This is a genomic window from Amycolatopsis sp. H20-H5 (assembly GCF_035828755.1).
GTDB lineage: Bacteria > Actinomycetota > Actinomycetes > Mycobacteriales > Pseudonocardiaceae > Amycolatopsis.
In genome coordinates, this window is sequence record NZ_JAYMZS010000072.1 from 18,398 (window position 1) to 38,495 (window position 20,098).

Annotated in this window: 18 protein-coding genes; 15 read left to right on the forward strand and 3 right to left on the reverse strand. The window is 70.7% G+C overall.

Annotated elements, in window-relative coordinates; genetic code table 11:
* The first annotated feature begins 161 nt into the window (after positions 1 to 161).
* The 8 genes from QMK34_RS30985 to QMK34_RS31020 all read left to right on the forward strand — a co-directional run bounded on the left by QMK34_RS30985 (position 162) and on the right by QMK34_RS31020 (position 10,377).
* On the forward strand, positions 162 to 1,646 hold the full coding sequence (locus QMK34_RS30985; protein ID WP_326418083.1) for a sugar ABC transporter ATP-binding protein: 1,485 nt from the start codon (positions 162 to 164) through the stop codon (positions 1,644 to 1,646).
* Positions 1,643 to 2,668 (forward strand): ABC transporter permease, encoded by a 1,026-nt coding sequence (locus QMK34_RS30990; protein WP_326418084.1) that lies wholly within the window; start codon positions 1,643 to 1,645, stop codon positions 2,666 to 2,668. Before QMK34_RS30985 ends, QMK34_RS30990 begins: the two co-directional genes overlap by 4 nt.
* Positions 2,658 to 3,707 (forward strand): ABC transporter permease, encoded by a 1,050-nt coding sequence (locus tag QMK34_RS30995; protein ID WP_442785250.1) that lies wholly within the window; start codon positions 2,658 to 2,660, stop codon positions 3,705 to 3,707. Before QMK34_RS30990 ends, QMK34_RS30995 begins: the two co-directional genes overlap by 11 nt.
* A 33-nt stretch (positions 3,708 to 3,740) precedes the next feature.
* A complete protein-coding gene (gene rhaS / locus QMK34_RS31000) occupies positions 3,741 to 4,811 on the forward strand; it encodes a rhamnose ABC transporter substrate-binding protein (protein WP_326418085.1) in 1,071 nt (356 codons plus the stop codon).
* Between the two features lie 17 nt (positions 4,812 to 4,828).
* Positions 4,829 to 6,010, forward strand: a complete 1,182-nt coding sequence (rhaI, locus tag QMK34_RS31005; protein WP_326418086.1) for an L-rhamnose isomerase — start codon at positions 4,829 to 4,831, stop codon at positions 6,008 to 6,010.
* Positions 6,011 to 6,077: 67 nt separating this feature from the next.
* Complete coding sequence (locus QMK34_RS31010; protein WP_326418087.1) at positions 6,078 to 7,622, forward strand: discoidin domain-containing protein; 1,545 nt, start codon at positions 6,078 to 6,080, stop codon at positions 7,620 to 7,622.
* Positions 7,619 to 9,661 carry an MDR family MFS transporter gene (locus tag QMK34_RS31015; RefSeq protein WP_326418089.1) on the forward strand — a complete coding sequence of 681 codons (2,043 nt, stop codon included), beginning with the start codon at positions 7,619 to 7,621 and terminating at the stop codon, positions 9,659 to 9,661. The genes QMK34_RS31010 and QMK34_RS31015 overlap by 4 nt, the downstream gene beginning before the upstream one ends.
* A gap of 62 nt (positions 9,662 to 9,723) precedes the next feature.
* A complete protein-coding gene (locus QMK34_RS31020) occupies positions 9,724 to 10,377 on the forward strand; it encodes a class I SAM-dependent methyltransferase (protein ID WP_326418090.1) in 654 nt (217 codons plus the stop codon).
* A gap of 4 nt (positions 10,378 to 10,381) precedes the next feature.
* Here QMK34_RS31020 and QMK34_RS31025 read toward each other — a convergent pair whose 3' ends face one another.
* The gene (locus tag QMK34_RS31025) at positions 10,382 to 10,552 is read right to left on the reverse strand and encodes a hypothetical protein (RefSeq protein ID WP_326418091.1); all 171 of its coding nucleotides are present in this window, start codon (positions 10,550 to 10,552) and stop codon (positions 10,382 to 10,384) included.
* Positions 10,553 to 10,759: 207 nt separating this feature from the next.
* Between QMK34_RS31025 and QMK34_RS31030 the strand changes: the two genes are divergently transcribed.
* The 3 genes from QMK34_RS31030 to QMK34_RS31040 are packed head-to-tail and all read left to right on the forward strand — an operon-like array spanning position 10,760 to position 13,165.
* On the forward strand, positions 10,760 to 11,920 hold the full coding sequence (locus QMK34_RS31030) for a type III PLP-dependent enzyme (RefSeq protein ID WP_326418092.1): 1,161 nt from the start codon (positions 10,760 to 10,762) through the stop codon (positions 11,918 to 11,920).
* A complete protein-coding gene (gene speD, locus QMK34_RS31035; RefSeq protein WP_326418093.1) occupies positions 11,910 to 12,290 on the forward strand; it encodes an adenosylmethionine decarboxylase in 381 nt (126 codons plus the stop codon). The genes QMK34_RS31030 and speD overlap by 11 nt, the downstream gene beginning before the upstream one ends.
* Positions 12,290 to 13,165 carry a spermidine synthase gene (locus QMK34_RS31040; protein WP_326418094.1) on the forward strand — a complete coding sequence of 292 codons (876 nt, stop codon included), beginning with the start codon at positions 12,290 to 12,292 and terminating at the stop codon, positions 13,163 to 13,165. Before speD ends, QMK34_RS31040 begins: the two co-directional genes overlap by 1 nt.
* On the opposite strand, the gene QMK34_RS31045 is transcribed toward QMK34_RS31040, so the two are convergent.
* On the reverse strand, positions 13,132 to 13,332 hold the full coding sequence (locus tag QMK34_RS31045; RefSeq protein WP_326418095.1) for a hypothetical protein: 201 nt from the start codon (positions 13,330 to 13,332) through the stop codon (positions 13,132 to 13,134). The genes QMK34_RS31040 and QMK34_RS31045 overlap by 34 nt on opposite strands.
* Before the next feature lie 123 nt (positions 13,333 to 13,455).
* Between QMK34_RS31045 and QMK34_RS31050 the strand changes: the two genes are divergently transcribed.
* Positions 13,456 to 13,983 (forward strand): hypothetical protein, encoded by a 528-nt coding sequence (locus QMK34_RS31050; RefSeq protein WP_326418096.1) that lies wholly within the window; start codon positions 13,456 to 13,458, stop codon positions 13,981 to 13,983.
* A gap of 137 nt (positions 13,984 to 14,120) precedes the next feature.
* Positions 14,121 to 15,614: a class I adenylate-forming enzyme family protein gene (locus tag QMK34_RS31055; RefSeq protein WP_326418097.1), complete on the forward strand. Its 1,494-nt coding sequence runs from the start codon at positions 14,121 to 14,123 to the stop codon at positions 15,612 to 15,614.
* A 69-nt stretch (positions 15,615 to 15,683) separates the two neighbouring features.
* Here the strand turns inward: QMK34_RS31055 and QMK34_RS31060 are convergent, their stop codons facing one another.
* The gene (locus tag QMK34_RS31060) at positions 15,684 to 16,709 is read right to left on the reverse strand and encodes a S1 family peptidase (RefSeq protein ID WP_326418098.1); all 1,026 of its coding nucleotides are present in this window, start codon (positions 16,707 to 16,709) and stop codon (positions 15,684 to 15,686) included.
* Positions 16,710 to 17,201: 492 nt separating this feature from the next.
* On the opposite strand from QMK34_RS31060, the gene hypF reads away from it, so the two are divergent.
* Both hypF and QMK34_RS31070 read left to right on the forward strand, forming a co-directional pair.
* Positions 17,202 to 19,505 (forward strand): carbamoyltransferase HypF, encoded by a 2,304-nt coding sequence (hypF, locus tag QMK34_RS31065; RefSeq protein ID WP_326418099.1) that lies wholly within the window; start codon positions 17,202 to 17,204, stop codon positions 19,503 to 19,505.
* A gap of 107 nt (positions 19,506 to 19,612) precedes the next feature.
* Entirely contained in the window at positions 19,613 to 19,909 is a 297-nt protein-coding gene (locus QMK34_RS31070; RefSeq protein WP_326418100.1) for a hypothetical protein, read from the forward strand.
* Positions 19,910 to 20,098: the final 189 nt, after the last annotated feature.

The following is a 20,098-nucleotide window of genomic DNA, read 5'->3' on the forward strand; positions in this document are numbered from 1 at the left end:
TGGAGTGAGATGTATAACGGTCTATACGGTGCGGCGGGGAGCGATTGGCGAAGGTCAGGGAATCGTCCCTTGACAGCGTGTGAGCTGGCCCACTAGCTTACGTACGCCAAAATGAAACGTTTCAGAACGCTGGAGGCGACGCTGTGGCGCCGGTGCTGGAAATGCGTGACATCGCCAAGGCGTTCGGTGCGGTAGCCGCGCTGACCGGGGCTCAGTTGAGTCTGGAAGCCGGTGAGGCGCACGCGCTGGTCGGGGAGAACGGCGCCGGCAAGTCCACCATGATCAAGATCCTGGCCGGGGCGTTGCGCGCGGACTCCGGGCACGTCCTGCTCGACGGCCGGGTGGTCGAGCTCGGCTCGCCCGCCGAGGCGCGCCAAGCCGGGATCGCGGTCATCTACCAGGAACCCACGCTGTTCCCCGATCTTTCGGTCACCGAGAACATCTTCATGGGCCGCCAGCCGTTGCGCGGTCTCGGCCGGATCGACCACGCTGCCATGCGCCGGTCGGTCGTCGACCTGTTCGCGAAACTGGGCGTCGCGATCGACCCCGACCGGCCCGCGCGCGGACTGTCCATCGCGGACCAGCAGCTGGTCGAGATCGCCAAGGCGCTGTCGTTCGACGCCAAGGTCCTGGTGATGGACGAGCCCACCGCCGCCTTGTCGGGCGTCGAGGTGGAGCGGCTGTTCTCGGTCGCGCGCTCACTACGGGACGCGGGCGCCGCGGTGCTGTTCATCTCGCACCGCTTCGACGAGGTCTTCTCGCTGTGCGAACGGATCACGGTGATGCGGGACGGACGGCACGTCTCCACCGACCTCGCCGCGGACCTCACCGTCGAGAAGGTCGTCCGCCGGATGATCGGCCGTGACGTCACCAGCCTGTTCCCCAAGGAGGATGCCGAGCGCCGCGAAAAGCTGCTGAGCGTTCGCGGGCTGACCAGCACCGGGGTGTTCTCGGACATCACGTTCGACGTCCGCGGCGGCGAGATCGTGGCGCTCGCCGGGCTCGTCGGCGCCGGGCGCAGCGAGGTCGTGCGCGCGGTGTTCGGCGTCGACCGCTACGACGAGGGCGAGGTGACGGTCGCCGGGAAACGGTTGCGGGGTGGTGATCCGGCGGCGGCGATCGCGGCCGGGCTGGCGCTGGTGCCCGAGGACCGGCGGCACCAGGGCCTGGTGATGGACCTGTCCGTCGAGGCCAACGCGGCGCTCACCCGCCGCCGCGCGTTGTCAAGGGGTGGCTTGCTGACTCGGCGCGCCGAGCACGCGCTGGCCCGCGAATGGGCTGGTGTCCTGCGGCTCAAGGCGGGCGCGCTGTCCGACGCGGTGTCCACGCTGTCCGGCGGGAACCAGCAGAAGGTGGTGCTGGCCAAATGGCTGGCGACCGCGCCGAAGGTGCTGATCGTCGACGAGCCGACCCGCGGCATCGACGTCGGGACCAAGGCGGAGGTGCATCGCCTGCTCTCGCGGCTGGCCGGAGAGGGGATCGCGATCCTGATGGTGTCCTCGGAACTGCCGGAGGTGCTCGGCATGGCCGACCGGGTGCTGGTGATGCACGAAGGCAGGCTCGCCGCCGAAATCCCGCGGGCCGAGGCCGACGAAGCCTCGGTGATGTTCGCCGCGACCGGCAGCCGTCAGGAGGTCGCGCCGTGACGACCAGGACTGAGATCCGGCCGGATCCCCGTGCCGTGGCGAGTTCGCGGCTGCTGCGCGTCCGTGAAGCCGGGCTGGTGCTGGCGCTGCTCGTGCTGATCGCGGTGACCGCCGTGGACAACCCGCGGTTCCTGGACGCGCAGAGCCTGCGGGACCTCCTGCTCGGTGCGGCGGTGCTGGTCATCCTCGCGGTCGGGCAGACGCTGGTGATCATCACCAAGAACGTCGACCTGTCCGTCGGCTCGGTCGTCGGGCTGGTGTCGTTCGGTGTCGGCAAGCTCTTCCTCGCCGCGCCGGGCCTTCCTGTGTTCGTCGCTGTGCTGGCGGGGGTGGCCGCGGGCGCTGTCTGCGGCTTCCTCAATGGCGCGCTCGTGGCCGCCGCCAAAGTGCCCGCGCTGGTCGTCACGCTCGGCACCCTCTACATGTTTCGCGGCTTCGACTACACGTGGGCCGGTGGCGGCCAGATCAACGCCACCGACCTTCCCGGGTCGTTCCTGCGACTGGGCACGGCGACGGTCCTGGGCGTGCCGGTCCTCGCGCTCGTGGCGCTCGTGGTGGTGGCCGCCGGTGCCTGGCTGCTGCGCTCCTACCGCAGCGGCCGTGAGCTGTACGCGATCGGCTCGAACAGTGAAGCGGCAAGGCTTTCCGGTGTCCAGGTGGGCCGCCGGGTGCTCACCGCGTTCATCCTCAACGGCGCGCTGGCCGGGCTCGCGGGTGTGCTCTACGCGGCCAGGTTCGGCACGATCGACGCCACCGCGGGCAGCGGGCTCGAGCTCACCGTGGTGGCTTCCGCGGTGATCGGCGGGGTCGCGATCTTCGGCGGCAGCGGCACGGTCTGGGGCGCCGCGCTCGGCGCGTTGCTGCTCACCGTGATCGGCAGCGCGCTCGCGGTCCTGCGCATCGACCCGTTCTGGCAGCAGGCCGTCGTCGGCGTGCTGATCCTCACCGCCATCGGACTGGACCGCCTGCTCGCGGTCCGGGTGGTGGCCCGGCTCCGAGGAGGAGCGACCCGTGGAGCGTGACGTGGTGACCCTCGACGATCCGCCGGTGGCGGCCGAACCGTCCGAAGTGGACTCGGGACGACGTCGGTTCGCGCCGTCGTGGGCGTCGGCCGTGGTGACGGCCCTGATCCTGGCGGCGGCGGTCTTCTCCTTCACCGTCGACGGGTTCGCCGGGGGCCGGAACCTGAGCTTCCTGCTGCTCGACGTCGTCGCGATCGGCGTGATCGCCCTGCCGCTGACCCTGGTGGTGGTCACGGGCGAGATCGACCTGTCGGTGGCCAGCACGCTCGGCCTGTCCAGCGCGCTGATGGGGAAGCTGTGGCTCAGCGGGTTCACCATCGAGCTCTCGGTGGTGCTGTGCCTGGTGGCGGGTGTGGTGCTGGGCCTGGTCAACGGCTTCTTCGTCACCGTGCTGGGGCTGCCGTCGCTGGCCGTCACCATCGGCACGCTGGCGTTGTATCGCGGGCTTGCGACCGTCCTGCTCGGTGACCAGGCTGTCGCGGACTTCCCGGCGGAGTGGACGCGCGCCGCGACGGCGGACCTCCCGGGCACGCCGATTCCGCTGGTACTGCTGCCTTTGCTGGTGCTCGTCGTCCTGTTCGCGGTGCTGCTGCACTACACCGCGTTCGGCCGGACGCTGTTCGCGATGGGCGCCAACGCCGAGGCCGCGCGGTTCAGCGGGGTGTCGGTGCGGCGGACGAAACTGCTGCTCTTCGTCGCCACCGGCGTGATCTCCGCGCTCGCCGGGATCTACTGGACCCTGCGTTACGCGAGCGCCCGCGGTGACAACGGCACGGGGCTCGAGCTGTCCGTCGTGGCCGCCGTGCTGCTCGGCGGCGTCTCGATCTTCGGCGGCCGCGGCTCGATGGGCGGGGTCGTGGCCGCGGTGCTGCTGCTCGGGACGTTGAGCAACGGCCTGCGGCTCGCCGACGTCTCCGCCGACACGCTGACCATCGTCACCGGCGGTCTGCTCATCGTCTCCGTGGTCGTCCCGAACCTGCTCCAGCGGGCGCGCGCCGCCCGGCAACGCCGTGACCGCGCGCACGCCCTCAAGCCCTGACCCCAGCCCCGCCCCTCCAGAGAGGACCAGCCCATGCACCGCATCTCCCGCGGTTTCCTGGCGACGACGGGAGTCGCCGCCCTGCTCGTCGTGTCCGCCTGCTCCGGCACCACCCGTGACAGCGCCAACTCGGCGGGCGCGGCACCGTCGAACACCGCGGCCGCCGACCCGAACGCGGCCATCAAATCCGGGCTGAAGATCGCCTACCTGCCCAAACAGCTCAACAACCCGTACTCCGACATCGAGGTCGGCGGCGGGAAGAAGGCCGTCGAGGCGGTCAAGGGCGAGTACAAGCTGGTCGGCCCGAGCGAGGCCAGCGCCAGCTCGCAGGTCAGCTACATCAACACCCTCGTCCAGCAGCAGCAGAACGCCATCGTGATCGCGGCCAACGACCCGAACGCGGTGTGCCCGGCGCTGAACCAGGCACGCCAGGGCGGGATCAAGGTCGTCTCGTTCGACTCCGACACCAGCCCCGGCTGCCGCGACCTGTTCATCAACCAGGCGACCACCGCCGGGGTCGGCGAGACGCTGGCCAAGATGACCGCCGAGGCCGCCGGTGGCAGCGGCGAGATCGCGATCCTGTCGGCGACGCCGAACGCGACCAACCAGAACGCCTGGATCGAGGTGTTCAAGACCGAGCTCGCGAAGCCCCAGTACGTCGGGCTCAAGCTGGTGACCACGGTCTACGGCAACGACGACGACCAGAAGTCGTTCCAGGAGACCCAGGGCCTGCTGCAGTCCTACCCGAACCTCAAGGCGATCGTCTCGCCGACGACGGTGGGCATCGCGGCCGCGTCGCGGTACGTCAGCACGTCGAACTACAAGGGCAAGGTCGCGATCACCGGGCTCGGCACGCCGAACCAGATGCGGCAGTTCGTCAAGGACGGCACCGTCAAGCAGTTCGCGCTGTGGGACCCGGCGAAGCTCGGTGAGCTGTCCGGCTACGCGGCCGCCGCGCTGGCCTCGGGGCAGATCACCGGCAAGGAGGGCGAGAAGTTCACCGCCGGTCCGCTCGGCCCGTACACAGTCGGCGCGAAAGCGGAGGTCGTGCTCGGCCCGCCGACGGTGTTCACCGCGGGCAACATCGACCAGTACAACTTCTGAGCCTGCCGGAGGCCCGTATGACCACCCTTTCGCCTGACGCCAGGGACCGCGTGCTGACCGGCCTGCGCACCCAGCGAATCGAACTGCCGTCCTGGGCGTTCGGCAATTCGGGGACGCGCTTCAAGGTGTTCGCCCAGCAGGGGGTGCCGCGTGACCCGTGGGAGAAGATCGCCGACGCCGCCTGCGTGCACCGGTTCACCGGGGTGGCGCCGAAGGTCTCACTGCACATCCCGTGGGACCGGGTCGAGGACTACGCCGCGCTCGCGAAGCACGCCGTCGCCCTCGGCGTGCTGCCCGGCGCGATCAACGCCAACGTGTTCCAGGACGACGACTACCGGCTCGGCAGCGTCACCAACCCGGACGCCGCGGTGCGGCGCAAGGCGGTGGCGCATCTGCTCGACTGCGTCGACGTCATGGACGCCACCGGCTCGCGGGACCTCAAGCTCTGGTTCTCCGACGGCACGAACTACCCCGGCCAGGACGACATCCGCGCGCGGCAGGACAGGCTGGCCGAAGCACTGTCCACTGTGTACGAACGGCTCGGTGACGGGCAGCGGATCCTGCTGGAGTACAAGCTGTTCGAGCCCGCGTTCTACACGATGGACGTTCCGGACTGGGGCACCGCTTTCGCGCATTGCCTGCAGCTGGGGGAGAAGGCGCAGGTGGTGGTCGACACCGGGCACCACGCGCCGGGCACGAACATCGAGTTCATCGTCGCGTTCCTGCTGCGGGCGGGCAAGCTCGGCGGGTTCGACTTCAACTCGCGGTTCTATGCCGACGACGACCTGATGGCCGGCGCGGCCGACCCCTTCCAGCTGTTCCGGATCCTGCACGAGGTGCGGGCGGGCGGCGGTTTCGCCGAGTCGGCCGGGGTGGCGTTCATGCTGGACCAGTGCCACAACATCGAGGAAAAGATCCCCGCGCAGATCCGCTCGGTGATGAATGTGCAGGAGGCGACGGCCAAGGCGCTGCTGGTCGACCAGGTGGCGCTCGCCGTCGCGCAGGAAGCCGGTGACGTGCTGGGCGCGCACGCCGTGCTGATGGACGCCTACAACTCCGACATCCGGCCGCTGCTGGCCGAGCTGCGTACCGAGCAGGGGCTCGACCCCGACCCGGTCGCGGCGTACGCCCGCTCGGGCTATCGCGAGCGGATTGTCGCCGAGCGCGTCGGCGGCGAACAGGCGGGGTGGGGCGCCTGATCTCTCGCTCCTGAAATCGTTGTCCGGTTTGTAACGTTTCACTCCTTGGTCCCCGAACGGAGTTTCGATGCGTGCCGCCCGCAACCGGTCCCTGATCACGTGTGTGACGGCCTTGGCGGTGACCGCGGCGCTCGCCGCGCCCGCCCAGGCCGGGCCGCGCGGGGTGAACCTGTCCCAGAACTGGCGCCAGTACGTGGCCGCGCCCCCACATCGCGAGGTCGCGCCGGTGCGGTCGCTCACCAGTACCGGCGGCGTCACCGACCCGCAAGGCCTGCTCAACGGCCGCACCACGACGCTCACCCGGACGGCGCCCGCGCCGAAACCGGCCTGGCCGCCGGGCACCACCGTGGCGGCGTCCTCGTTCCACGACCCGAACACCGACAACGGCCAGGCTCGCACGTACGTGCCGGGCAACGCCATCGACCAGAACCCGGCGACGTTCTGGAACGACGCCCAGCCGGACACCTATCCGGCGGTGCTGACGATCACCTCGGCCCAGCCGGTGCCGCTGCCCGGCGTCACCGTGCTGTCCAATGCGGACGGTGTGCCGCCGGACTTCATCGTCGACACCTGGGACGGGAGCGCCTGGCAGCGGGCGGGTTCGGTCACCGGCAACACCGCCGTCCAGCGGGCCGTGCCGTTCGCCGCGCCGGTGACCACCGGCCAGGTCAGGATCTCGGTGTCGAGGAACCAGGCGACGGGCAAGGGGAACTACACCCGGATCAACGAGGTCTGGCCGGGACTGGTGCCGGTCGAGCAGCCACCGAGTGTCACGCTGGACTTCGGCCAGGTCGTGGTCGGCTACCCGAAGGTCGACTTCGCCGGGTCGAAGGGCAACCGTCCCGGGGTGCGGCTGGCGTTCTCGGAGTCGACGCAGTACTTGACGGACGTCTCCGACTACACCCGTTCGGGGGTCGGGACCGATCAGTACGCCGTGCCGTCCGGGGGAGCGAAGTGGACGGACACGCGGAGCTGCCAGTACGGGACGAAGGTGTGCGCCGACGGCCTGCACGGGTTCCGCTACCTGAAGATCACGCTCGACGCGCCGCCGGGCGACGCGCCGGAGGCGAACCCGTTCGGCGAGGTCACGCTGCGGAATGTCAGCCTCGACTTCACCGCGTTTCTTGGCACCCCGAAGACCTTCCGGGGCAGCTTCCTGTCCTCGGACGAGCGGCTCAACAAGTACTGGTACGACGCGTCGTACACCAACGAGCTGGTCACGGACAGGTTCCGCGCCGCCGACGTCGACCCGCGCAACGCCGCTTCGCCCACCCTGGAGGGCAAGCTCGTCCTGCACGACGGCGCCAAGCGCGACCGTGACCCGTACGTGGGCGACATCGCGGTGGCGGGCCGGACGGCGTACCTGACCCACGACGTGGCGACGAACGTCCTGGCGGCCTACTCGGCGCGGGCACCCGCGTCATCACCGACTGCCCCTGAAGGCCACCTTCACCGCGTTTTACGCCGTGAAGGTGGCCTTCAGGGGCTTTGGAGTGCGGTCACGGAAAGTAGTACCCGATTTCCGGATGCCGGATGCGGGTGGGGGAGGTCTGCTTTCCGCAGTGGGCACCAGGCCAGGGCAGGTGGCCGGACGAGGAAGAGGACGCGATGACGGCTACCGCCACGATCGAGCGGGGTGACGCGGACGCGGCACCGGTCCAGCTCAGCCGGAAGAAGATCAACGCCGTGTTCGGCGCGGTGCTGCTCGGCATGCTGCTGGCCGCGCTCGACCAGACCATCGTCGGCACCGCGCTGCCGACCATCGTCGGCGACCTGGGCGGTGCCGGGCATCTTTCGTGGGTGGTCACGTCCTACCTGCTCGCCGAGACGATCATGACCGTGGTCATCGGCAAGTTCGGCGACCTGTTCGGCCGGAAGCTGATGTTCCAGCTGTCGGTGATCATCTTCGGCGTCGGCTCCTTCTTCTGCGGGTTCGCCGACAGCATGCTGTGGCTGATCGCGTGGCGTGCGGTCCAGGGCCTCGGCGCAGGCGGCCTGATGGTGACCGCGTCCGCGCTGATCGCCGACGTCGTCCCGCTGCGCGAACGGGGCAAGTACCAGGGCATCCTCGGGTCGGTCTTCGGGGTGGTCACCGTCGCCGGGCCGATGCTCGGCGGCCTGTTCGTCGACCACCTGTCCTGGCGCTGGGCGTTCTACGTCAACATCCCGCTGGTCGTGGTCGTGCTCATCGTGGCGGCGGCCTCGATGCCGAACGCCCGCGCCGCGCTCAAACCAGTGGTCGACTATCTCGGCATCCTGCTGATCGGTCTCGCTTCCACCGGCCTGATCCTGGTCACCAGCTGGGGCGGCACGCAGTACGCGTGGGGCTCGCCGACGATCATCGGTATGGCGGCAGGCTCGGTCGTGCTGATCGGGTTGTTCGTACTGGTGGAGCTGCGGGCGAAGGAACCGATGCTGCCGATGCGACTGTTCCGCAACCCGGTCTTCACCGTCGGCGGGCTGATGAGCTTCGTCGTCGGCTTCGCGATGCTCGGCGCGTTGTCGTACCTGCCGACGTACATGCAGTACGTGCAGGGCACCACGGCGACGACGTCCGGGATCCGGCTGCTGCCCATGGTGCTCGCGCTGCTGGTCGCCTCGATCGTGTCGGGCAACCTGGTCAGCAAGACCGGCCGGTACAAGATCTTCCCGGTCCTCGGCGCGATCGGGATGACGCTCGGGCTGTACCTGCTGTCCAAACTGGACGCGAACACCGGGTTCTGGGAGGCCTCGCTGTACATGGCGGTGCTGGGGCTCGGCATCGGGCTGGGCATGCAGGTGCTCGTCATCGCCGTGCAGAACACCGCCGACTACGCCGATCTCGGCGTCGCGACCTCGGGCGTCACCTTCTTCCGGTCGATCGGCAGCGCGTTCGGCGCGGCCATCTTCGGGACCATCTACGCCAGCCAGCTCTCGTCGAACCTGGCCACCGCGCTGGCCGCGAATCCGCTGCCCCCCGGCGTCGATCCCAGGGTGACGCAGGTGCCCGCTCTGCTGCACCAGCTCCCGGAGTCGATCTCGCGGGGCGTCATCAACGCGTACAGCGAGTCGCTGCAGACGGTGTTCCTCGCGGCCGCGCCGGTCGGGCTGGTCGCGCTGCTGCTGGCGTTGTTCCTCAAGGAGGTCCCGCTGCGGGATACGTCGAAAGCGGGCGCGCCGGACATCGGCGACGGCTTCGGCATGCCCGAGGCGAGGGACCAGGACCGGGAGCTCGAGCGGGCCATCGCGACGCTGTTCTTCCGTGAGCGCAAGAAGGTCGCGCCGGCGATCGTCGGCCGGTCCGGCTCGGAGCTCGACCACGGCGGTGTCTGGTGCCTGGTGCAGGTGTACCTGCGCGAGCGCCGCGGTGAACCGGCGACGCTGACGGCCATCGGCGAGCACTTCGGCGTGCCCGCGCCGGTGCTCGAACCGGCGTTCGCCCGGCTGGAGCTGACCGGTCACCTCCGGTACTCGGCCGGGAAGTGGACGCTCACCGGCCTCGGCCGGACGGAGTTCGAGAAGGTCGTCGCGGCCTGGAAGAGCTGGCTGACCGAACGGCTGGAGGACTGGGGCGCCGGGCCAGAACTCGACGCCGCGATCGGCCGGGTGGCGGGCAGGCTGCTCGACCAGAGCGCGGGCGAACAGAACCGCGGCAGGCACGCGCTGGTGTGAGCGTCGTGCCGAAACGGCACGAAGGTTTGCCGCCGGAGTCCGGTAGCGGCCAGACTCAGGCCATGCACGGGCACTATCGCGAGGACGCCTCGCAACAGGAACTGTGGGATTCCCGTTACCGGGAGCGCACCGCGTCGTGGAGCGGGAAGGTCAACGCCTGCCTGGTCACCGAGACGGCGGGGTTGCCGCCGGGACGCGCGCTGGACCTGGGCTGCGGGGAGGGCGGCGACGCCGTGTGGCTGGCGCGGGCGGGCTGGCGGGTCACCGCGGTGGACGTCTCGCCGGTGGCGCTGGAACGTGCCGCGCGGCACGGACTCGACCAGGGGATCGCCGACGGCGTCGACTGGGTGCACGGCGATCTGTCGGGCTGGGAACCGCCGGAGTCCTACGAACTGGTGTCGGCACAGTTCCTGCCGTTGCTCAAAGATGAGTGGAGCGCGGTGATCCACCGGATCGCCGCGGCGGTCGTGCCCGGTGGGTCGCTGGTCGTCGTCGGGCACCATCCGAGCGACCCGGTCAGCCCGTCCGGCCATCTTCGTCCGGCCGAGATGCTGTTCGCCCCGGAGGAGGTCACGTCGTCGCTGCCGCCGGATCCCTGGCACTGGCTCGTCGAGACCTGTGCGGTGCGCGAGCGGATCGTCACCGGCCCGGCGGGGGAGGAACTGACGGTGACCGACAGTGTCTTCCGGGCCACGAGACTGCGTTCCCCGGACTGAGCGCTCACGAGCTCAAGCTGGGCGAAAGGACCTTCCGCGCGGCGTGCCGGGGCCGCGGGCGGCGTTCGCGGCGGACCGGGAGCCGGTCGTTCAGCTCGACGAGCACCTGTCCGGCGGCCATCAGCACGAGCAGGAACAGGCCGAGTGCCGCGCCGAGGGTTTCGATGATCGACATGGTGTCCTCCTGATGATCGGTGTTCGTTCCGTACTCCCAGTTTCGGCCGCCGACCGGCCCGCCGGATCAGCCGTGCGGCCGACGCCGATCAGCCATGCGGCCGGTTCCGCTGACCGCGTGCGTCCTCGGTAGGCCGACGACGTGAGGGGGTCGGCGTGAGTGGGGTCGACATTGCCCGGCCCGGCGCCCGCCTGACACGCTGGGCCGGTGCCTGACAGCTTGGCCGGGATCCGCCGGTTCCTCGACGAACACGATCCGCCGACCCCCTGCCTCGTCGTCGACACCGACCTGGTCGCGCGGGCCGCGACGGAGCTGACCGCCGCGTTCCCCGGCGCGCGGATCCGGTACGCGGTGAAGGCCAACCCCGCTCCGGCGGTACTGGATGCCCTGGTCGCAGCGGGAATCGGTTTCGACGTCGCGGGGCGGGCGGAGATCGCGCTCTGCCTCGGGCGCGGGGCCGATCCCGGGATGCTGGCCTACGGCAACACGATCAAGAAGGCCGCCGACATCGAGTTCGCCTATGCCCGTGGCGTCCGCGAGTTCACCTCCGACGCCGAGAGCGACGTCGACAACCTCGCCCGGTACGCGCCCGGCTCGGCCGTCTCCATCAGGGTCCTGCTCAACGCACCGGACTCGGCGACGCCGTTCGGCCGCAAGTTCGGCTGCGAACCGGCGCTCGCGCTCGAGCTGGTGCACCGCGCGGCGGCGCACGGACTCCGGCCGGGCGTGGCGTTCCACGTCGGCTCCCAGCAGCCCGACGCGACGGCCTGGGAGATCGGTGTCGAGACCGCGGCGAAGCTGTTCGCCGAAGCGGAGGCGGGCGGCGTCGTCCTGGACCGGCTCAACCTCGGCGGCGGCTTCGCCACTGAGTACCGCACAGCCGTGCCCTCGCTCGGCCACTACGCGGCCCGGATCACCGCCGCGCTGGACGCGCGGTTCCCCGGCGGCCATCCCGAGCTGACGCTCGAACCCGGCCGCGCGATCGTCGCGGACGCCGGGCTCATCCGGACCGAGGTCGTGCTCGTGTCCCGCAAGTCCGCGGTGGATCCGTGCCGGTGGGTGTATCTCGACGTGGGCCGCTACAACGGACTGGCGGAGACCGAGAACGAGGCGATCGCGTACCGCTTCGAACCGGTGGCGGGCCGTGGGGGACCCGGGGGGCCGGTGATCCTCGCCGGACCGACCTGCGATGGTGACGACGTGCTCTACCAACGGACCCGCTACGAGATGCCGCTGTCGCTGCGGGCAGGCGACCGATTCGACCTGCCGGGGACGGGCGCGTACACCGCGAGCTACGCCTCGGTCGCCTTCAACGGCATCGAGCCGCTCGCGACCTACTGCGTCGGGAGGTTCGGCGATGCGGGCTGAACCCCGGACCGCGGGGCTGATCGGCCGCTTCGCCGGGCGGCACGTCCTGGCGGAGCTCGCCGGGATCGCACCCGCGCTGCTCGACGATTCCGAGCGGCTGCGCGAGATCCTGGCGGCCGCCGTCACCGAGGCGGGCGCGACCGTCTGTGAGGTCGCGGCCCACCGGTTCGCGCCGCAGGGTGTCACGGTCGTGGCGCTGCTCGCCGAGTCCCACGCTTCCCTGCACACCTACCCCGAGCTGGGCGCGGTGTTCGTCGACGTGTTCACCTGCGGCGACCGCGCCGACCCGGAACACGCCGTCCACCTGCTCGCCGAAGCGCTCGGCGCGGGCTCGATCCAGCTGTCCACCGTCCTGCGAGGAGAACACTGATGCCCGGCCCCGTGCGGATCACCGAGCCCATGGGCCCCGGCCTGGCCAGGGTCTGGGTGGTCGACGAGGTCCTGTTCGAGACCCGCACCGAGTTCCAGCACGTCCTGATCGGCCGGACCGCCCAGGGCGTCTCGCTGTTCTGCGACGACGAGCGGCAGAGCACCGAGGCGAGCCAGCTGGTCTACCACGAGGCGCTGATGGTGCCCGCGATGCTGCTCGCCGAGCGGGTCCGGCGGGTGCTGGTGATCGGGTCGAGCGAGGGCGTCGTCTGCGAGCTCGCGCTGGCGGCGGGGGCCGAGCTCGTCGACCACGTGGACATCGACGAGAAGACCGTGCGGGCCTGCGCCGAGCACCTGCCCTACGGCTACACCGCCGCCGAGCTCGCGCGAGCGGAAACGGGCGAGGGCCCGGTGCGGATGCACTACCGCGACGGCTGGGAGTTCCTGGCCGGCGCCGCACGGGCCGGGGACACCTACGACGTGATCGTGATCGACCTGCCCGACGAGAACGACGACCCCGAGGCGCAGCACAACCGGTTGTACGGCAAGGATTTCCTGTCCCGCTGCGCCGGGCTGCTCGCCGAGGGCGGCGTGGTGACCTGTCAGGCGGGCTGCCCGACCCTGTGGCGCAACGAGACGCTCGCCGCGTCGTGGCGCCGGTTCCACGAGGTGTTCCCGACGGTGCTCTACTACGGTTCCGACGAGCACGAGTGGGCCTTCGTCACCGGCCGCGCGGACCGGGTCGACGAGCCCGGCGCGACCGTCGCCGCGCGGCTCGGCGCCACCGGGCTTCAGGCGTCCACAATGGACGCCGAGACCCTGCGCGGCGGCGCCGTGGCGCCCTACGCGGTGCGGGTCCTGGACTCGCCGGTGTAGGGCAGGCTCGCGGCGTTCTTCACCCGGCGCACCACCGGCGCGCTCTCGATCCCGGTGGCCGCGGGAGCACCGCGATGCGCCGCGGGAAGACGACGCTGGACAGCAGGCCTGGGTCGTTGTCCCAGCGGCACCAGGCTGAGCTGATCGGCGCCGTGCCCGGCCCGCACCTTTCACCCAGTGGGCCATCGACCACGTGGCCGACTTCAGCTGACGCCGCCGGGACGTGCGGATTCCGGAAGGTCGTTTTTTCCGTTATGCGTTTGCCCGCGCCGGGGGCTAAATTTCTTCACATGACCAACACACCGGACCCGGGGCAGCCCTACTACCCGCCGCCTCCGCCGCTCAACGAAGGCCAGTACGCACAGACCGGTCCCGTGCCGCCGACCGAGATCACGGTCTCCTTCTGGGGATACGTCGTCGCCGCCGTCATCGGGCTGGTGGGTGGCATCCTCGCGCTGGGCACCCAGAGCGATCTCGCCGACCAGATGCGCGCGACCAACAACCAGGGCGGCGCGCTCACCGACGCGCAGATCGACCAGCTGGCCACCATTCTCTCCGTGCTGGCGCTGGTCTTCGCGGTGATCTTCGCCGGGCTGTACCTGCTGTTCGCCTTCAAGCTCAAGGCCGGTCGCAACTGGGCGCGGATCGTGCTGACCGTCCTCGCCGCGCTCGCCCTGCTCTCGCTGCTGTTCGGAGCGGGCGGGACCTGGCTGGCCTACATCGGCGAGATCGCCGCCGTCGCCGGTGCGGTGTTCTCGTACCTGCCGAACGCCAGCGCCTACTTCGCCGCGGCGAAGGCGGCAAAAGCCGTCCGCTGAGTCTTGTCCGAATGCCCCTGAAGGCCACCTTCACGGCGTTTTACGCCGTGAAGGTGGCCTTCAGGGGCGCGCTCTGAGATTCTCCCGAGATCCGGCTGGTAGTCATTGGGTGACCGTCAGTGGGAAATGGGGATCAGGTGGACGACGCGACGCACGGGGTGTTCCCTCAGGTACTGCTCGACGCTTTCCGCCGTGATCCCGGCGTCGCGGCCTTCGAGCACGGTTCACGGGTGGTGACCAGAGCCGAGGTCCTGGAGCTGATCGGGCGTTTCGCCGCGGGCCTCCGGGCGGCCGGGCTCGGCCCGGGTGACGGGGTCGCGGTGGCCACCGCGGTGACCCCGGAGGGGTTCGCCGTCCAGATCGCCGCCCAGACGCTCGGCTGCCGGTTCGTCGGGGTCCGGCCAGGTCTCACCAGGGCCCAGCTGCCCTACGTCGTCGGCGAGGTCGACGCGCTGGTGGTCGACGACACCGCGGCGCCCGAGCTGATCGCCGCCGCCACCCGGGCGAAGGTGCTGCGCGTCGGACCGGAGCTGCTGCGGGACCACGAAAACCCGGTCGCCGCCGGTCACCCGGGCGACTTGGCGGCGGTGGTGTTCACCAGCGGCAGCACCGGTGCGCCCAAGGGGGCCGCGTTCGACTACGCGGCCGTGACCGCGCAATGGTCCTGGCCTTCGGCGCCCTGGGGTGGGCAGCTGAGAGAGCTTTCGCGCGCACACCGGCGTTTCCTGTTGTTCGGCACGCTCAGCAGCGCGGTGATGCTGGAACATCTGGGGCTGTGCCTGCTTTCCGGGGGCACCGCGGTGATCCCGGAGGCGTTGCCGGACTTTCCCGCGGTGCTCACGCGCCTGCGGATCACCGCCGCGCTGATGACGGTGCCGCGGCTGCATCAGGTGCTCGACCTGCTCCGCACCGAAGACCACGACCTGAGCGGCCTGCGGATGCTCCTGGTCGCCGGCTCACCGCTCGCGCCGCACCGCCTGGCGGAGGCGTTCGAGCGCGTCGGCCCCGCGATGCACCACGCCTACGGGCAGACCGAAACCGGCATGCTGACGGTGCTGACCGCGGGTGAGGTCGCGCGGTGGCCGGACGCCCTCGGCACGGTCGGGCGGCCCGGTGAGCAGATCGGCCTCGAACTGCGCGACGACACCGGGAACGTCGTGCCGGACGGCACCGGCGGGGAGATCTGGGTGCGCACACCGCATTCGGTGACGCGCTACTGGCGCGACGAGGCGGAGACCGCGGCCGTGCTGAGCGACGGCTGGGTCCGCACCAGGGACCTCGGGCGGGTGGACGAGCGTGGTTACGTCCACCTCACCGGCCGCACCCGCGACGTCATCATCGTCAACGCGATCATCCACTACGCCGGGGCGATCGAGCAGGTGCTGGCCTCGCATCCCGACGTCGACCAGGCCTACGTCGTCGGCGCGCCGGACGAGCGCACCGGGGAGGCGGCGCACGCGTTCGTCGTCGGCGCCGAGGGTCGCGAGCCGGATGCCGCGGCGCTGCGCACGCTGGTGGAGCGGGAGCTCGGCGCGGCGTCGGTCCCGGCGACGCTCACCGTCGTGACCACGGTGCCGACCCTGCCCAGCGGCAAGCCCGACAAGCGCGCTCTGCTGGCCGCCGAGCGCTGAACCGCGCCGGGCTGACGCGATCGCGGCGCCGTCCCTGGGGGAAGACGACGCCGCGATCAGGGAAAGGCGTCAGGCCAGGGTCAGGCCGTACGCCGAGAGCTCACGGGTGAGCGGGTAGAAGTAGCTGGTGCGGGTGTCGCCGCCGGACAGCGTGCCGAGGCCCTTGGAGCCGTCGTACGCCGGGCCGCCGGAGTCACCGTGGTCGGTGTGGGCCGTGGTGCCGAACTCGTGGTTGAGCACGCCGACGTCGAAGTTGACCGACTGGTCGACCGAGGTCACCTGGCCGGTGCCACCGCCGGTGGTCGAGCCCTGCTTCGACATGCGCTCGCCGACCCTGGGGGCCGCCGCGCTGGTGATCGCCTGGCCGGTGTTGATCCGGCCGGGGCCGGTGCCGTTCGGGCGGGTGAGCAGGCCGGAGTCGGCTCCCGGGCAGTCGCTCTGCACGACCCGTGCGCCGCTGACGTCGCCGCCGCGCCACGTGCCGCCGAGGTTGGTGCAGTGCCCGGCCGTGAGCAGGTACGGGGTACTGCCGCGCTTGACGTTGAAGCCGAGCGAGCAGCGGCCCTGGCTGTTCTGGATGGCGTCGCCGTCGGCGATGTAGAGCTCCAGCTTGCCGGTCTTGTACTCGACGCGGGCGCTGTCACCGTGCTGTTTGGCCGCGGCGACGACCTTGTCCGCGGTCGCCTTGGAGGCCGCCGAGTAGACGGTCACCACGACCTGGTTCGTGGAGGTGTCGATGCCCCAGGTGGTCTGCGGGACGTTGCGCACGCCGTCCATCGCGTCCTTGACGCCGGTCAGTGCGGCGAAGCTGTGCGTGACTCTCTTCGCGGTGAGACCGGCGGCTTCGACCTTCCGCGCGCCCGCGTCGTCGAGGACGTTGACGACGGCTTTGCCGTTGTCGAGATAGTAGCCGCCGGACGCGGCGCCGAGGGCGTCGGTGACCTGATCGGCCTGCGTCATGGCGGTATTCTGGGCGAGGGTGAACGAGGCCTCGGCCGACATCGCGACGGCGTTGGCCGAGGGGACGCAGAGCGCGCAGGCCAGTGCGGCGGTCGCGAACGCGGTGAAACCGGCGAGCTTCTTCCGGGAAGTCATCAAAATCCTCCGGTCATCTTGGGAGAGAAGACTTGCGTGAGGGGCACCTACCACGGGTGGGGCACCGCGTGACGATTCCGCTTCGGCGAGTGACGCACCACCGACGAAGGTTTGTTATTAACCAAACCATCGCTCGCAAAGCGGGATAAAAGGTACTTAAGTGCATAAAAGAGACTAGTCTGATCGGGCTAAATACGCGCGCTCGGCGCGGAGGGCGTCGAGGGCGGAACTGAACCGCGTGTCCGCTCTTCCCGGTGAAAACGCACTACGACCGCGCGATCGCCGCCGGGCACGGCCTGGACAACCGGACCAGCCTGTACGAGGTGATCAGGAAGGCGGGCTGAGAACGGCGGTGAGGCGGCGTGCGCCGAAAGTGCCTATCCTGTGAGCTGGCACAGGGTGATCGAGTCCGACTACGCGGGAGGCCCCCATGGCTGTGCACGGTCAGCTCGTCGCCAGCTCACCGAGGCACTGAGCCGGGGGCGGGACCGAATGTCACGGGTCCTCGTCGCGCACCGTCGCCGGTCGATCGTCACCGGTGTCGTCCAGGGCGTCGGTTTCCGACCGTTCGTTTACCGGATCGCCACCGAACTCGGCCTGACCGGGCTGGTGGGAAACGATTCCTCGTCGGTGTTCCTCGAAGTCCAGGGACCGCCGGAGGCGTTGGACGAGTTCGCGCGGCGGCTGGTGGCCGAGGCCCCGCCGCTGGCGCGGATCGCCGACGTGCGCACCGAGGAGATCCCGCCCGCGCCGGACGAGGGCTTCCGCATCGCCGAGAGCCGCGGCGGTGGGGGAGCGCGCACCCCGATCCCGCCGGACATCGCCGTGTGCGCCGACTGCGTCCGCGAGCTGTTCGAACCGGCGGACCGGCGGTACCGGCACCCGTTCATCACCTGCACGAACTGCGGTCCGCGGTTCACGATCATCCGCGGGCTGCCCTACGACCGCCCGGCGACGACGATGGCGGGCTTTCCGCTGTGCCCGCGGTGCGCGGCCGAGTACGGGGACCCGGCCGACCGCCGGTTCCACGCGCAGCCGGTGGCCTGCCCGGACTGCGGCCCGGTGCTGTGGTTCGAGGCGACGCCCGGTGGTGCGCGGGTGACCGGCACCGACGCGGCGCTGGCGGCCGCCCAACGCGCGCTGGCCGACGGGCGGGTCGTCGCGATCAAGGGCATCGGTGGCTACCACCTGGCCTGTGCGGCGGACAGCGAGGACGCCGCCGCGGCCCTGCGGGAGCGGAAACGCCGAGGTGACAAGCCGTTCGCCGTGATGGCCCGGGATCTGGAGGTGGCCAGGCGGCTGGCCGGGATCGACGCGGCCGAGGAGTCCGTGCTGATCTCGCCCGCGCGCCCCGTGGTGCTGCTGGCCCGGCTCGACGGTGCCCCGGTAGTCGACGGGGTGGCGCCCGGCAGTCCCTGGCTCGGTGTCATGCTGCCCTATTCGCCCCTGCACCACTTGCTGTTCGACGGCCCGGAAGCGCCGGAAGTCCTCGTGCTGACCAGCGCCAACCGCTCGGACGAGCCGATCTGCTTCACCGACGAGGACGCGGCCGCCCGGCTCCCGGCGCTGGCAGGCGCGGTGCTGAACCACGACCGGCCGATCCACGTGCCCTGCGACGATTCGGTGGTCCGGGTGGTGGACGGCCGCGAGCTGCCGATCCGCCGTTCGCGCGGGTACGCCCCGCTGCCCGTGGAGCTCGGCCGGAGCGTGCCCTCGGTGCTCGCGGTGGGTGGGGAGCTGAAGAACACTTTCTGCCTCACCGAAGACCGGCGCGCGTTCTGCTCGGCGCACATCGGCGACATGGGCACGCTGGAGACCTTGACCGCCTTCGAACGCTCGGTCGCGCAGCTGACCGGGATGCAGTCGACCGGCCCGGAACGGCTCGCGGCCGACCTCCACCCCGCCTACCAGACCCGCCGCTGGGCCGAGCGGAACGCGGGCGAGCTTCCGCTGGACCTCGTGCAGCACCACCACGCGCACGTCGTGTCCCTGCTCGCCGAGCACGGTCGCCTGGACGAGCCGATCGTCGGCGTCGCGTTCGACGGGACCGGCTACGGCACGGACGGCGCGATCTGGGGCGGGGAGATCCTGCTGCTCGACGCCGCCAGCGCCCCTTTCACCCGCGCGGGACACCTGGCGCCGGTGGCACTGGCCGGTGGCGACGTGGCCGTGCGCAACCCGTGGCGGATGGCGTTGTCCCACCTGAGTTCGGCGGGGATCGGGTGGACGGCCGACCTGCCCCCGGTGGCCGCCGCGACCCCGGCCGAGCTTCGCCTGCTGCGGTCGCAAATGGACACCGGCGCGGGCTGTGTGCCGTGCACCAGCATGGGGCGGCTCTTCGACGCCGTCGCGTCGCTGCTCGGCATCCGGCACCGGATCGGCTACGAGGGCCAGGCCGCGATCGAGCTCGAAGTCGCCGCCGCGAGTGCGTCCGGGTGGCCGCGGTTCCGGTTCGCCGTCGACGGCGGCGTGCTCGACCCCGCTCCGGTGCTCGCGGGGATCGTCGCGGGGATGCGCGCGGGCATGTCGCGCGCGGTACTGGCGGCGGCCTTCCACGAAGCCGTCGCCGAAGCCGTCGCCGAGGTCGCGACCGCGGTGAGCGGGATCCGGCTCGCCGGGCTGACCGGCGGGGTGTTCCAGAACGTGCTGCTGCTCCGGTTGTGCCGGGAGCGGTTGCGGGCAGAGGGCTTCGAGGTGCTGACCCATCGCGTGGTCCCGCCCAACGACGGTGGTCTCGCTCTCGGGCAGGCCGTCGTGTCAGCGCTCCGAGCCAGGAACGCGCCGAGCCAGGAATGAGGAGAGCTGACAGGTGCCGGGCCGGTTCCGGTAGCGCGTAACACAGCGGTAAGGGTCGCCGCGTCAGATCGGTGTGAAACTGGAGTGGTCCCGACCAGGAGGTCATCATGACGCAGAGCCACCCGCACCACGCCGCGGCCGCCAAGACGAAGGATCGCTGGCTGAACCCGGCGCTGGCGGCCGGGTTCGCCCTCGTCGTCGCCGGGGGCGCCAAGGGCGCCTTCGCCCTCAGCACAGGCATGATGACGAACATCGCCTTCATCGGCGCCTGGCTGATGTTGTGCCTCGGCCTCGCCTACGCGGCCGTGCGGCTGCGGCCCAAGGTGGGCGGCGCGCTGCTGGTCGGCTTCGGCATCGGCGCCGTGCTGGTCGTGATTTTCGGCGGGATGGCGATCATGTCCTGAAAGCGGACTGTGCTCGAAGCGGGTGTCTCTCCACTGTGACCGGTCACAGTGGAGAGACACCCTGCTGTGAGCCCGTTCGGCGTGACCTCGGCGTGTTTTGGCGCGAACCGGACGATCGGCGCAATCCGCCGGACGGGGTACCTGGTTGGTGATTGTCCGTCGTAGCGCCATTCGCCCCGCAGAGATGCG